Genomic DNA, 14062 nt, shown 5'->3' with positions numbered 1-14062 from the left:
GGGCTTTCGGCGGCGGGCGGTCAGTCCCGGTGCTCGATGACGCCCTGCGCGTGCTGGGCCCGATCCTCGTAGGCCTTGCGGGCGCTGGTGTCGAAGTCGAGGAAGATGCGGTCCAGGCCCAACCGCTTGTTCAGCCAGCGCCGGCCACGTGGTCCCAGCATCGAGGCCGCGGCGGCGGTGAAGCGGAGCGGTGTCGGGATCGACACATGCGTCTTGGGTTTGTTGAGCACCTTGACGACGGCCGCGGCGATGTCCTCGGGCTCCACCGGCTTGCTGGCCGCGGTGGTCTTGGTGCCCGAGATCAGCTCGGTGTTGGTGAACGGCGGCATCACCACGCTGACCTCGACGCCGTGCGGGGCGAACTCATCGGCCAGCGCGGTCGACAGCCCGACGACCGCGAACTTGGCGCCCACATAGACCACCTGTCCGGGCACCGGGATCAGCCCCGACAGCGAGGCGATGTTGATGATGTGGCCGCCGCGACGCTGGACCATCTCGGGCAACACCAATTGGCAGCCGTTGAGCACACCGTAGAAATTCACCTCGATCGCCGAGCGGATCGCCGCCTGGCTCTGCTCCAGGAACGGCCCGACCGGCATCACCCCGGCATTGTTGATCAGCACGTCGATGTGCCCGCCGCCGTCGGCGCGCGCCTTGTCCAGAAAAGCGGCGAACGACTCCCGGTCGGTGACGTCCAGCGGGTGACCCGAGACCGGGCCCAGGCCGCTGATGTCGGCGATCGTCTTCTCCAGGACGTCGAGGTCACGGTCTCCGATCACCACCCTGGCGCCGCGGGCCAGTAGAGCTTTGGCGGTGGCCAGCCCGATACCGCGGGCGGCACCGGTGATGGCCACGGTCTTACCGGTGATGTTGTCCATGCGGACGAACTTTACACGTGTCAAGTTTTGCTGGGAATGCTGATGCCGGTCAGGACGGCGACTGCGCGGCGAACCGGTCGGTGTCCTCCGCCGACGGCGGCGGCGAGCTGAACGTCCGGTTGGCGTAGTCACCGCGTGGGTGCACCACCCGCGGCCACCAGAACCAGCGGCCCAGCAACACCGCGATCGACGGCATGAAGAACGAACGCACCACCCAGGTGTCGAGCAGCAGGCCGATGGCGACGGTGGAACCGAACTGCCCCAGCACGGTCAGCTCGCTGCCGAGCATGGCGGCCATGGTCGCCGCGAACACCATGCCGGCGGCTGTCACCACCCCGCCCGAGCCGCCGATGGCCCTCAGATAGCCGGTCTTGAGTCCGGCGTGGGTTTCCTCGGTGAACCGGGAGACCAGCAGCAGGTTGTAGTCCGAACCCACCGCCAGCAGCACGATGATCGCCAGCACCTGGGTGACCCAGTGGATGGGCATATGGAAGATGTCCTGCCAGATCAGCACCGAGATCCCCAGCGATGCGGCGATCGAGCTGGAGGCGGTGAATACGATCACCAGGGCGGCCACCAGGCTTCGGGTGAGCAGCATCATGATCAAGAAGATCAGCGTCAGCGAGGCCACCACGGCGATCATCAGGTCGTAGCGGGCGCCGTCGCGCATGTCTTTGTAGGTGGCCGCCTGGCCGCCGAGGAAGATCTTGGCGTCCGACAGCGACGACATCTTCAGGGCCTGCTGGGCCGCGGTGCGTGTCGGTTCGACGTGCGAGATGCCCTCCAGGCTGGCCGGGTCGCCCTCATGAGTGATGAAGAAGCGCGCCGATTTGCCGTCCGGGGACATGAACTGGCGCAGCCCGATCTGAAAGTCCGGGTTGTCGAAGGCCTCCGGGGGCAGATAGAACAGGTCGTCGTTCTTGGAGTCGTCGAAGCTCTGGCCCATCACGATGGACGTGTTGCTCATCGTGTCCATCTGGTCGAGCATCGCCAGCATCGTGCTGTGCATGGTCAGCGTCAGGCCTTTGGTGATCTTCGCGCTGGCGATGGCCGGCGGCAGGATCGTCACCATTTCCTGTTGTAGGGCGTCCATGTCGTGGGTGGTGCTCGACATCTTGGCGAGCTTTTCGTCGACCTGGTCGATGCCGTCCAACGCACCGAACAGGCCCCGGAATGACCAGCACATCGGGATGTCGAAACAGTGCGGCTCCCAGTAGAAGTAGTTGCGCATCGGTCGCCACTGGTCGTCGAAGTCGGCCATGTGGTCGCGCAGATTGTCGGTCACCACCACCATCTCGTCGGTGACACCGGCCAACGTGTGGGTGGTGTTGGACAACCGTTGGGTGATGTCCAGCATGTGTTCCATGTAGTCGATCGTGATCTGCTGCTGGTCGGCCATCTTGACCATGTCGTTCATGCGTTCGCGCAGGAAGTCCATGTTCTGGATGGTGAGCTGGCTCTGCATGCTGTTCACGAACGGTATCGAGCTGTGTTGGATCGGGATCCCCAACGGTCGGGTGATGCTCTGAATCATCGCGATCCCGTTGACCCGCATGATGTTTTTGGCGACGCGGTCCAGCACCAGCATGTCGGCGGTGTTGCGCATATCGTGGTCGGATTCCACCATCAACAGGTCGGGGTTCATCCGGGCCTGGGAGAAGTGCCGGGTCGCGGCGGCGTATGCGACGTTCACCTTGGCGTCGTCCGGCAGGTAGTACTGGTCGTTGTAGCCCGGCTTGGATCCGGGCAGCATCACCAGTCCGATCATCACCAGGAAGCCGCTGGCGACCATGATCGGCGCCGGCCAGCGCACCACAGCGGTGCCGACGCGATGCCACAGCTTGCTGCGGCCAACGCCTTTGGGCTCCAACAGGCCGAAGCGGCTGCACACGGTCAACACCGCCGGACCCAGGGTCAGTGCGGCGGCGACCACAACCAGCATGCCGATCGAGACCGGAATACCCATGGTCTTGAAGTAGGGGAGTCGGGTGAAGCTCAGGCAGTAGTTGGCGCCGGCGATGGTCAGCCCTGACCCCAGCACCACCGGGGTCACGCTGCGCACCGTGGTGTAGTAGGCGCTGACCCGGTCCTGACCGGCAGCACGCGCCTCCTGGTAGCGGCCGATCAGGAAGATGCCGTAATCGGTACCGGCGGCGATCGCCAGCATCGTCAGAATGTTGGTGGCGAACGTGGTCAGCCGCATCACGTCGTGATAGCCCAGGACGGCGATCACACCACGGGCCACGGCCAGATCCAGCAGCGTGACGAACATCTGGACCAGCGTGGTGACCAGCGACCGGTAGACCACCAGCAGCATCACGAAGATCGCGACCAGGGTCAGCGACGTGATCGTCGCCAGGCTGTTGTTGCCGATGACGTGCATGTCGTCGGTGAGCGCCGCCCCGCCGGCGACGTAGGCCCGCACCCCCTCCGGGGGATGCGAATCGTCGATGACCTTGCGGACCGCTTCGACGGATTCATTGGCCAGGGTGGTGCCCTGCTGACCGGCAAGGTTCAACTGCACGTAGGCGGCCTTCGCGTCGCTGCTCTGCACCCCCGCCGCGGTGAGCCGCTCACCCCAGAAGTCCTGCATGTGCTGGACGTGTTCGTGATCCTTGCTGAGCTCCTCGATCAGCCCGTCGTAGTACCGGTGCGCGGAGTCGCCGAGCTTGTCCTGGCCCTCCAGCACGATCATCACCATGCTGTTGGAATCGAATTCCTTGAAGTTCTTGCCCATCCGGGCCATTGCCGTCATCGACGGTGCTTCTTCGGGAGCCATTGGCGCCGAATGCAACTCGCCGACGACCTCCAGTTGGGGGACGGCGACGTTGACGATGACCGTCAGCGCTACCCAGGCGATGATGATCGGCACCGCGAACCAGCGCAGGATGTGCGCCAGGAGCGGTCGTTTGTTGCGTTGATCGGTGCTGGGCTGCGTCATCCTGACTTCACTAAGCAGTAGGTCTGGGCGTTGGTTCCATCGGCATGGCGTTCGTCGCGAATCCTGTCGTCGATCGAGATGCGGCATCCGATCTGATCGCTGTCGCCCTGCACCACGATGTTGGCGGCCACCGAAGGCAGGATGGTGCTCAGGGTCAGCGACCACGGCAGTACGGCACCGTTGATCTGGTGGGTATTGGCCTCGGCGTCCCAGTAGTTGAGGTTCACCGTGGTCCCGGCCGGGCCGAACACCTCATAGGTGACGACCTTCGGATTGAACTGCACGATCTCGATTCCCTGCCCGGCGCGCGCGTTGGGGTCCTCGGAGGCGAAGATCCCGTGCAGCCGCGACACGACGACGGCGGAGATCGACAGCACGATGATGAAGATCAGCGGGATCCACACTCGGTTGAACAGCTTGGTCACTGCACCTCGATCCGCACCTAATAAGCTTCGTTTAGCTAAGCTTTTGCTGACGTTACCGCACATTAGAGCGATATGTGAAGCCGGTCATCCGAGCAGCTGGGCGTGCTCGCCGCCACACCCAACCGGGAGCAGCGAGGTGAGCAGGTAACGGGTCTGCAGTCTGATGTAGTCGTCCAGGCGGTAGATCGGCCCGAAGTGCCAGTGCTTGAGTGCCCAGCCGTGGGCGAGCAGCATGATGTCGAAAACCACCAAGTCGACGTCCACGGCGGTGAAAGTGCCCTCGGCGACCCCGGTTTCGATGGCCGCGCGCAGCGGTGCCGCCGTCGCGATCTCCAGGTCTTTGATCCGGGCGCGTCCGGCCGCGTCCAGGGTGCGGCTTTCCCGGTAGGTCAGCACCACCGCATCCAGGTTCTCGTCCACGATCTCGATGTAGCGGCGGATCCCGGCGGCCAGTTGCGCGACGACGTCGTCGCCGGCGGCCGCCATGACCGGTGCCAGCTGGTCGCGGAACGCGTCGAGGATCCGCACGATAGTTGCCAGCAGGAGGTCTTCCTTGCCGCCGAAGTACTTGTAGATCAGCCCCACGCTGACGTTGGCCTCGGTGGCCAGGTCCTGCATGGACATCTGGTGAAACCCGGTTTTGCTCATGACGGTGACGGCGGCGTCGAGCAGTTGGCGACGTCGTGAACTGGCCCGCGCGGCGCGCACGGCGTCTTCGACAGGCAGATCGGCGTAGTCCCCGGCCATCAGATACCCAGGTCTTTGGCGACGATCGTCTTCATGATCTCGTTGGTTCCGCCGTAGATGGTCTGGATGCGGGCGTCGACGAAGGCCCGCGATACCGGGTACTCGCGCATGTAGCCGTAGCCGCCGTACAGCTGCAGGCAACGGTCCGCGGTGCGCATCTGCAGGTCGGTCGTCCACCATTTCAGCTTCGCCGCCCGTGCCGCGCTCAGCGTGCCCTCGAGGTGTTCAGCGATGCAGTCATCGAGATAGGTGCGCGCGATGTCGAGTTCGGTGGCGACCTCGGCGAGCACGAATTGGGTGTTCTGGAAAGCCGATATCGGCGATCCGAACGCCTGGCGCTGCCGGACGTAGTCCAGGGTTTCGGCGAGGACGCCGTCGGCCGCGGCCACCGCGCCCACGCCCAGCGAGAGCCGTTCCTGCGGAAGGTTGCGCACCAGCTGGAAAAAGCCCTGGCCCTCCTCGCCGAGCAGGTTGTCCACCGGCACCCGCATCTCGGTGAAGGTCAGCTCGCTGGTGTCCTGGGCATGCAGGCCGATCTTCTCCAGGTTGCGGCCTCGGGCGAATCCCGCCGTGTTCGGGTCGACGACCAACAGGGAGAGGCCGTGGTGTCGATCGGGTGCGGTGCGTACCGCGATGACGAACAGGTCGCCGTTCTGACCGTTGGAGATAAAGGTTTTCGCGCCGTTGACGACGTAGTGATCGCCGTCTCGATGCGCGGTGGTGCGGATCCCGGCCAGGTCGCTGCCGGTGCCGGGCTCGGTCATCGCGATGCCCAGCACCGTCTCGCCGGTCACCACGCCGGGTAGCCAGCGCCGTTTCTGCTCGGCGGTGGTCAGATCGGTCAGATACGGCAGTACGACGTCGTTTTGCAGCGAGAAGGCGATGGCCTCGGCGGCCGCCCCGACGCGTTGCAGCTCGCTGATCACGATCGCGTGATAGCGGAAGTCATGGACGTCTGGGCCACCGAGGTCCTCGGATACCGGAAAGCCCAACAGGCCCAGCCGTCCGGCCTCGGTGAACAACGATCGGTCCCAGCAGCCGGTGTGCTCCCAGGCCTCATGGGCCGGAACGACGGTGCGCTGTACGAAATCGCGGACCAGTTCCCGGAATTGGTGATGCTCAGGGGTGTAGCTCAATGCCATGGCGATTACTCCTGGTCAGCGGAAAGCGCCCAGCCCGGTGAATGCCTGACCGAGAATCAACTGATGCATCTCGGGCGTGCCCTCGTAGGTCAGCACTGACTCGAGGTTGACCATGTGGCGGATCACCGGGTATTCAAGAGATATCCCGTTGCCGCCCAGTATCGTTCGTGCGGTCCGGCAGATCTTCAGCGCCTCGCGAGTGTTGTTCAGCTTGCCGAAGCTGACCTGTTCGGGGTGCAGCCCGACGCTGTCCTTCAGCCGGCCGAGCTGCAGCGACAGCAGCTGGCCCTTGTGCAGTTCGACGGCCATGTCGACGAGTTTGGCCTGAGTCAGCTGGAAGCCGGCGATCGGCTGACCGAACTGGGTGCGTTGACCGGCGTAGGTCAGGGCGGACTGCCAGGCGGACCGGGCGGCGCCCATCGCCCCCCAGATGATGCCGTAGCGGGCTTCGGACAGGCTGGCCAGTGCCCCCTTGACGCCGCGCGCGTGCGGCAGCGCGGCTTCGGCCGGCAGCCGTACCTCGTCGAGCACGAGTTCGCTGGTGATCGAGGCGCGCAGCGACAGCTTGTGGTGGATGGTGTGCGCGGAGAAGCCGGGGGTGTCGGTGGGGACGATGAATCCGCGGATGCCGTCATCGGTGCGTGCCCACACGACCGCGACGTCGGCGATGGAGCCGTTGGTGATCCACATCTTGCGGCCATCCAGAATCCAGTCGGATCCGTCGCGTCGGGCACGGGTTTGCATGGCCGACGGATCTGACCCGACATCGGGTTCGGTCAGCCCGAAGCAGCCGATCAGCTCACCGGAGGCCATCGGCGGCAGCCACCGCTGCTTCTGTTCCTCGGACCCGTTGTTGTAGATCGAGAACATCGCCAGCGAACCCTGCACCGAGACCAGTGACCGGATGCCGGAGTCGGCGGCCTCCAGTTCCAGGCACGCCAACCCGTAGTGCACCGCCGAGGCGCCGCCGCAACCGTAGCCGTGCAGGTGCATGCCGAGCAGGCCCAGCTCGCCGAATTGCTTGGCCAACTCGCGGGCCACCGGCAGGTCGCCGGCCTCAAACCAGTCGGCGACGTACGGGGTGACGTGTTCGGCGCAGAACGCGCGCACCGTGTCGCGTACCGCGATCTCGTCGTCGGATAGCGATGCGTCCAGACTCAGCGGATCCTGCGGGTCGAAGTCGGTCATGATGGGTTCCCTGGTCATCCGGCCATCGTAAGGCCGCCGCTGACGCTGATCACCTGCCCGGTGATGAACGACGCCGCATCCGAGGCGAAGAACAGCACCGGAGCGGCCACTTCGTCGGGCCGGGCCAGCCGGCGAAACGGGATCGCTTTGACCAGAGCCTCTTTCAGCTTTTCGGGCTGGGCGGCGAACAGCGGGGTGTCGGTCGGTCCGGGGCACACGCAATTGATGGTGATCGCATGCCGGGCCATCTCGCGGGCCAGTGACTTGGTCAGTGCGATCACGCCGCCCTTGGCCCCGGCGTAGATCGTCTCGCCCGCGCTGCCCACCCGGCCGGCGTCGCTGGCCACGTTGATCACTCGTCCGGCACCGCCGGCCTCGATCATCCCGGGCAGGAACGCGCTGCACATGTGCACCGGGCCCAGGTAGTTGATGGCCACCACCTTTTCGGCGAACTCCGTGGTGGCATTGAGGAATTGGTCGGTGCGGTCCCACCCGGCGGCATTGACCAGCACGGTGGGCACCCCCACCTCGGCGCGCACCCGGTCGCGCAGGGTGTCCACCGCCGCGCGGTCGGCGATGTCGACCGGCAGCGCGGTGATCCGCTCCGGGAGCTCGGTGGCGGTTGCCTGCGCGGCGGCTTCGTCGAGGTCGGCGGCGACCACGTGATCACCCCGGGCAGCGAAACCCAGCGCGATCGCCTTGCCGATACCCGATCCGGCACCGGTCACCAGTACCAGCTTGCTCATCGGTGCGCCTCCCGGTCAGGCCGTGACGTAGCGGGCGAAATCGGCGGGCCGTTTCTCGGCGAATGCCGCGGCCCCTTCCCTGGCTTCGTCGGTGTCGACGAAGATCTCCAGCGCCGACATCGCCATATTGCTCAGTCCGGCTTGGTGATCGGTGTCGGCGTTGAACGACTGTTTGAGGAAGCGCAGCGCGGTCGGGCTCTTCTCGGCCATCTCGGCGGCGAGCGCCTTGGCCTCGGCCATCAGCTGATCGGCGGGAACCACGTAGTTGACCAGGCCCCACCGTTCGGCGGTGGCGGCGTCGTAGCGGCGGCATAGGTACCAGATCTCCCGGGCCCGTTTCTCGCCGACCACCCTGGCCAGGTAGGCGGACCCGAAGCCGGCGTCGAACGAACCGACCCGGGGTCCGGCCTGCCCGAAGGTGGCGGTGTCGGCGGCGATGCTCAGATCGCACAGCACGTGCAGGACGTGTCCGCCGCCGACCGCGACCCCGTTGACCGCCGCGATCACCGGCTTGGGGACGTCGCGGATCAGCTTGTGCAGATAGCCGATCTCGAACATGCCGCTCTCGCTGGGACCGTAGTCGCCGGTCTCGGCGCGCTGTTTGACGTCGCCGCCGGTGCAGAACGCCTTGTCGCCGGCGCCGGTCAGGATGATCACCGACACCGCGGTGTCGGCCCAGGCGGCGCGAAACGCCTTGGTGAGTTCCTCGACCGTGGTGGCGGTGAACGCGTTGTAGCGGTGCGGCCGGTTGATGGTGATGACCGCGGCGGGACCGTCGATCTCGTAGGTGATGTCGGCGTAGTCGACCATGGCGCTCCTTGGTGGTGAATGGATATTCACTGGATGTGAACGTACATTCATTTCAGCCGGAAGGTCAAGACCCCCAGCGCGAGCAGACGCAAAGGTGCCCTTTTGCCGCCGGATTGGGGCACTTTTGCGACTGCTCGGCGAGGTTACGTGAGCTGTTCGCGCAGCTGGTATTTCACGACTTTGCCGGACTGGGTGCGGGGCAGCGCGTCGACGAACTCGAGTCGCAACGGGATCTTGTATCCGGCGAGCTTGTCGCGGGCGAATGACCGCAATTCCTCCAGCGTGAGCGCGGCATCGGGGCGCAGCACCACCACCGCGGTCACCGCTTCTCCCCACCGCTCGTCCGGAGTGCCCAGCACGGCGACCTCGGCCACCGCGGGATGGTGATAGAGCACATCCTCGACCTCGGCCGGGTAGACGTTCTCGCCACCGGAGATCACCATGTCCTTGACCCGGTCGATCACCCAGACGTAGCCGTCCTCGTCGGCCCGCCCGATATCGCCGGTGTGAAACCAGCCCTGGTCGTCGATGACCGCGGCGGTGGCCTGCGGGTTGCCCCAGTAGCCGGCCATCACCTGCGGTCCGCGCACACAGATTTCCCCGCGGTCACCGGTGGGCACCGGGTGGTTGTCGAGGTCGACCAGCCGAACATCCGACAGCGGCAGCACCTGATGGCCGGCCGCACCGATCTTCACCGCCACCTCGTCGGTGCGCAGCACCAGGGCCAGCGGGGCGGTTTCGGTCAGGCCGTAGCCCTGCGCGAACGGGATGCCGCGCGCCCCGTAGATCGAGATCAGCGCCTCGGGGACCGGGGCGCCGCCGCAGATGAACGACCGCACGCTGGACAGGTCGGCGTCGGCGAACTGCGGCAGCTGGCTCATGAACAAGAACATGGCCGGCACACCGAACATGGTGGTGATGCGATGTTCGGTGATCAGGCTCAGCGCCGCACCGGGATCGAAGGTCGGCATCAACACGATGTGTCCGCCTTTCTGCAACGTGACCAACGTCGTCACGTTCAGCCCGCCGATGTGGAACAGCGGCGCGCACACCAGCGACACGTCGTGCTGGCTGGTGTCGAACGACAGCATGGCGTTGACGTTGTTCCAGAACAGGTTGGCGTGGGTGAGCATCGCTCCCTTGGGCCGTCCGGTGGTGCCGGAGGTGTACATGATCACCGCGACCTCCTCGGGTCCGGGATACACCGGGTCGGTCAGCGGCGCACGCCGTGCCAGCAGATCCGGCAGCGTCTCCCACCCGGGAACCGGGGTCAGCGCGAGGCTGCGCTGCAGGGCTGTCTGGGCGCGCACCGGTTCGACCACCGCGGCACGTTCGGCGTCGGCGACCAGGGTGTGCACCCCGGCGTCGGACAGGATGTACTCGAGTTCGCCGGCGGTGAGTCGCCAGTTCAACGGCACGAACGACGCCCCGATCCGGGCGGCGGCGAACAAGGTGACCAGGAAGTCGGGGTGGTTGAGCCCCAGATAACCGACCCGGTCGCCGCGGGTGGCGCCGCCGGCCGCCAGTTCCGCCGCCAGCCGGTCGATCCGGTCGGCGAAATCGCGGTAAGTCCAGGTGTCGCCGTCGAACGTGATCGCCGGTAGATGAGGAGTGGCGGCGGCCCGCCGGGCGATCCAGGAACCGAGGTCCATTGGGGGCTGAATGGTCATGGCCTCATCCTGCCTGTAAGTGGCTAGCCGTTGGCGTTTAGACGGTGATGTCTTCAGCGATGCCACAGACCCGCGCGAGCCGACGATCAACGGTGAGCAGCGGCACCCGCAGTTGACTTGCCAACTCGACGTAGAGCGCGTCGAGAAGACGGATATCGGCGCGCCGCGCCCACGCGCCGAGCACCAGTGCGTGGATATCGTGGCGCTGCACGGGCAGATGAGTTAGCAGGTGGAGTCCAGCCTCGACATCGGTGGCTTGGATCGTGCCCGCGCGGTTGAGCCGGCCCAATGCCGACAGGACCTCGGCGTCGAGGTGGGCGGGGGCGTGCATGCGGGTGTCGCGGAGGCGTTGCCGGACGGCCGGCGCATAGGTGAAATCGCCGAGTAACTCCACCAGCGCGGACGTGTCGATGACGACATGCTCGGCGGAGGGCTGCGGTGCACTCACGCAAATTCACCGAATTCGGCGCGCGCTTCGTCGAGCGCCTCGATCGCGGCGTCGTGTGATCTGCGGGCGCGCGGCGGGGGAAGGGTTTCCAGCCACGCATTCGTCGCTCGGCGGTCAAGCTCGTCCGCGAGCGCTGCCTGTACCACCGAGGAAACATTGACATCCAGCGAGCGGGCACGGTCGGCAAGCTCATCTGGGACGTACACGTTGAGCCGAGCCATACACACACTATACACACCTGTGGTCGGAGGTTGCAGGTGACAGGCTGGACGGGTGCCCGGAACGATCTGCGACATCTTGCCGGCGGCGGCCGCTGCGCTGGGTGCACCGGACGCAGTCGACAGGCTCGGACTGAACCTCGGCGAAGTGCGCCGGGTCGTGCTGCTGCTGGTCGACGGGATGGGCAGCCACCTGCTGCCCGAATTGGCCGGGGACGCACCATTATTGGCGTCGGTGCTGGCCGGCGGTGCCGGGCGGCTGGACCAGCTGACGTGCACGTTCCCGTCGACGACGCCGACCAGCCTGGTGTCGCTGGGCACCGGGGTGCAGCCGGGCGAGCACGGCGTGCTGGGTTTCACGCTCAACATCCCGGGCACCGAGCGGGTGCTGACGCACATCGTGTGGGGCGGCGACCCGGACCCGGCTGCCTGGCAGCCGGTGCCGACCTGGTTTGAGCGGCTGCGCCGGGCCGGGATCAGTGCTCGCGCGGTGCTGCCGGCGCCGTTCGTCGGCAGCGGCCTGACCGAATCCGCCTACCGCGGCGCACAATTCCGGGCCGTCGCCAAGGGCGAGGACTACACCCAGGCCCTGTGCGACGAGGTGGCCGCGGCGCCCGGGCTGATCTACGGCTACACCGCCGCGCTGGACCACGCCGCGCACCTGTTCGGTATCGGGTCGCCGCGATGGCATACCGCCGCCGCGCGGGTCGATGCGCTGCTGACCCGACTGGTGGAGACCTTGCCGGCCGACGCGGCACTACTGGTCACCGCCGACCACGGCGGCCTGAACGTTCCCGCCTTCGATACTGGGGCCCGCATCGACCTCGACGCCGACCCGCGGCTGGCCGCCGGGATACGGGTGGTGGCCGGCGAACCGCGCGTTCGCTACCTGCACACCGAACCCGGCGCGGGCCCCGACGTGTTGGCGGCCTGGACCGAGATCCTGGCCGGTCGGGCCGAGGTCCGCGGTCGCGACGACGCGGTGGCCGCGGGCCTATTCGGGCCGGTGCGCCCCGAGCACCTAGCCCGCATCGGCGATGTCGTCGTCACCTGCACCGCCGACACGGCGGTGTTGGCCACCGCCCACGAGCCGCCCGAAGTGGCGACGCTGATCGGGATGCACGGCGGGGCGACCCTCGCCGAGGTGGACATTCCGCTGCTGATATTCCGTTGACTCTGCACCTATGGCGCAGTCCACTCGCAGTTTTGCGCCGTGGACGCAGAGTGAACGCAGAAGACCTAGTCCGGTTCGCCGTACTCGTTGAACCAGTAGGCCAGTTTGCCGCGGCGGCTGACCGCACGCAGCCGTCGTAACGCGGCCACCCTGGTCTTGGTGGTGGTGACGATCAGCAACTCGTCGCCCACCGCGATCAGGGTGTCGGGTTGCGGGACGAAGGTGTGCCCGTTGCGGATGATCAGCGTGATGACGCTCGGGTCGGGCAGCCGCAGCTCGAGCACCGACACGTTGTGTAGCCGGGAAGCCGGTGCCACCGTCATCGTCAGCAGCTCGGCGCCGAGCACGTCCAGCGGCGCGGCCTCGACCTGGATCTCCCGGGTGGTGTCCCGGGGAATCAGCCGCATGCTGTGCGCGATCCAGCCCAGGCTGGGGCCCTGCACCAGGGTGAACACCACGACCAGGATGAACACGATGTTGAGCAGGCGGTAGCTGTCGGGCACGCCGGCAACGATCGGGAAGGTGGCCAGCACGATCGGCACCGCGCCGCGCAGACCGGCCCAGGACAGGAAAACCTGCTCGCGCCACGGCACCCGGAAGCCGCCGAGCGAGATCAGCACCGACAGCGGCCGGGCCAGCAGCAGCAGCACCGCTCCGGCGACCACGGCCGGTACCAGTTCGCCGCCGAGATCGCCCGGGCTCACCAGCAGGCCCAGCAACACGAACAAGCCGATCTGGGACAGCCAGCCCAGGCCCTCGGCGAAGGATCGGATGGCCGAGCGGTGCGGTAGCCCGGAGTTCGCCAACACCACCGCGGCCAGGTAGGCCGCGATGAAGCCGCTGGCATGCACGGTGCCCGCCGCGGCGAAGGCCACCATGCCCAGCCCGAACGTCGCCAACGGGTACAGACCGGAGGCCGGCAGCGCGGCCCGGCGCAGCGCCAGGGCGCCCAGCAGTCCGCACGCCAAGCCGATCGCGGCGCCGACCGCCAACTCATAGACCAGGCCGAGCAGCGCGGTCCCCGGCGCCACGGTGAGCGGCGTGGTGCTGAACATCAGCACCAGGATCGCGGCGGGTGCGTCGTTGAAACCGGACTCCGCTTCCAACAGCCCGGCGACGCGGCGGGGGAGCGGCAGCACCCGCAGCACCGAGAAGACCGCGGCGGCGTCGGTCGGCGACACGATCGCGCCGAGCAGCAACGCCAGCTGCCAGTGCATTCCGAGCAGCAGGTGCGCGCCCACCGCGGTGACCGCCATGCTGACCGCCACCCCCAGGGTGGCCAGCACCCCGGCCGGCGCAAGGAGTTTGCGGATGTCGGCGAAGCGGGTGGTCAAACCACCTTCGACCAGGATGACCGCCAGCGCGGTGGTGCCCAGGTCGCTGGCGAGTTCGACGTCGCTGAAGTCCAGTCCCAGTCCGTCGTTGCCGATCGCGACCCCGACCGCCAGGAACAGCAGCAGCGCCGGCAGCCCCACCTTCGCCGCGGCACGGGTGGCCACGATGCTGGCCAACAGCACCAGCCCGCCGATCAGCAGCGCGATGTACAGCTGCTGCAAGCTCATGTCGTTCCGTTCGGCCGTTTGTACGTCGGCGGGAGCCGCACGCCGGTCGGCTTCAGCGTGGGCCCGCCAAGGTTGAGGTTGGTGCAAGTAAATCAGTAACGCCGGGGGAGCTG

General features: G+C 66.9%; 13 protein-coding genes. 1 reads left to right on the top strand and 12 read right to left on the bottom strand.

From position 1 onward, the window contains the following. Positions 1 to 20: 20 nt before the first annotated feature. The 11 genes from AC5Y36_RS03460 to AC5Y36_RS03410 all read right to left on the bottom strand — a co-directional run bounded on the left by AC5Y36_RS03460 (position 21) and on the right by AC5Y36_RS03410 (position 11216). Positions 21 to 878 (bottom strand): SDR family oxidoreductase, encoded by an 858-nt coding sequence (locus tag AC5Y36_RS03460; protein ID WP_500039450.1) that lies wholly within the window; start codon positions 876 to 878, stop codon positions 21 to 23. Positions 879 to 927: 49 nt separating this feature from the next. Continuing rightward, positions 928 to 3819, bottom strand: coding sequence for an MMPL/RND family transporter (locus tag AC5Y36_RS03455; RefSeq protein WP_500039449.1), 2892 nt, complete (start codon positions 3817 to 3819; stop codon positions 928 to 930). Next, positions 3816 to 4244 (bottom strand): MmpS family transport accessory protein, encoded by a 429-nt coding sequence (locus AC5Y36_RS03450; protein WP_500039448.1) that lies wholly within the window; start codon positions 4242 to 4244, stop codon positions 3816 to 3818. The genes AC5Y36_RS03455 and AC5Y36_RS03450 overlap by 4 nt, the downstream gene beginning before the upstream one ends. Before the next feature lie 84 nt (positions 4245 to 4328). After that, positions 4329 to 4991: a TetR/AcrR family transcriptional regulator gene (locus tag AC5Y36_RS03445; RefSeq protein WP_500039447.1), complete on the bottom strand. Its 663-nt coding sequence runs from the start codon at positions 4989 to 4991 to the stop codon at positions 4329 to 4331. Continuing rightward, positions 4991 to 6133 carry an acyl-CoA dehydrogenase family protein gene (locus tag AC5Y36_RS03440; RefSeq protein WP_500039446.1) on the bottom strand — a complete coding sequence of 381 codons (1143 nt, stop codon included), beginning with the start codon at positions 6131 to 6133 and terminating at the stop codon, positions 4991 to 4993. The genes AC5Y36_RS03445 and AC5Y36_RS03440 overlap by 1 nt, the downstream gene beginning before the upstream one ends. A gap of 15 nt (positions 6134 to 6148) precedes the next feature. Further along, entirely contained in the window at positions 6149 to 7321 is a 1173-nt protein-coding gene (locus AC5Y36_RS03435; protein ID WP_500039565.1) for an acyl-CoA dehydrogenase, read from the bottom strand. Between the two features lie 14 nt (positions 7322 to 7335). Next, positions 7336 to 8067 (bottom strand): SDR family NAD(P)-dependent oxidoreductase, encoded by a 732-nt coding sequence (locus AC5Y36_RS03430; RefSeq protein ID WP_500039445.1) that lies wholly within the window; start codon positions 8065 to 8067, stop codon positions 7336 to 7338. A gap of 15 nt (positions 8068 to 8082) precedes the next feature. Beyond that, entirely contained in the window at positions 8083 to 8877 is a 795-nt protein-coding gene (locus AC5Y36_RS03425; protein WP_500039444.1) for an enoyl-CoA hydratase-related protein, read from the bottom strand. A 143-nt stretch (positions 8878 to 9020) separates the two neighbouring features. Next, entirely contained in the window at positions 9021 to 10547 is a 1527-nt protein-coding gene (locus AC5Y36_RS03420; protein WP_500039443.1) for an acyl-CoA synthetase, read from the bottom strand. A 37-nt stretch (positions 10548 to 10584) separates the two neighbouring features. Further along, on the bottom strand, positions 10585 to 10995 hold the full coding sequence (locus AC5Y36_RS03415; RefSeq protein WP_500039442.1) for a type II toxin-antitoxin system VapC family toxin: 411 nt from the start codon (positions 10993 to 10995) through the stop codon (positions 10585 to 10587). Then, positions 10992 to 11216: a type II toxin-antitoxin system CcdA family antitoxin gene (locus tag AC5Y36_RS03410; protein ID WP_500039441.1), complete on the bottom strand. Its 225-nt coding sequence runs from the start codon at positions 11214 to 11216 to the stop codon at positions 10992 to 10994. Before AC5Y36_RS03410 ends, AC5Y36_RS03415 begins: the two co-directional genes overlap by 4 nt. A 52-nt stretch (positions 11217 to 11268) precedes the next feature. Here AC5Y36_RS03410 and AC5Y36_RS03405 point away from each other — a divergent pair, with 52 nt between their 5' ends. Then, the gene (locus tag AC5Y36_RS03405; RefSeq protein WP_500039440.1) at positions 11269 to 12387 is read left to right on the top strand and encodes an alkaline phosphatase family protein; all 1119 of its coding nucleotides are present in this window, start codon (positions 11269 to 11271) and stop codon (positions 12385 to 12387) included. A 65-nt stretch (positions 12388 to 12452) separates the two neighbouring features. Here AC5Y36_RS03405 and AC5Y36_RS03400 read toward each other — a convergent pair whose 3' ends face one another. Next, positions 12453 to 13949, bottom strand: coding sequence for a potassium/proton antiporter (locus tag AC5Y36_RS03400; protein ID WP_500039439.1), 1497 nt, complete (start codon positions 13947 to 13949; stop codon positions 12453 to 12455). Positions 13950 to 14062 lie beyond the last annotated feature (113 nt).

Source organism: Mycobacterium sp. NGS50 (genome assembly GCF_059812545.1).
Note: the sequence above shows the minus strand (reverse complement) of the source record. Positions and strands in the feature narration are given on the sequence as shown.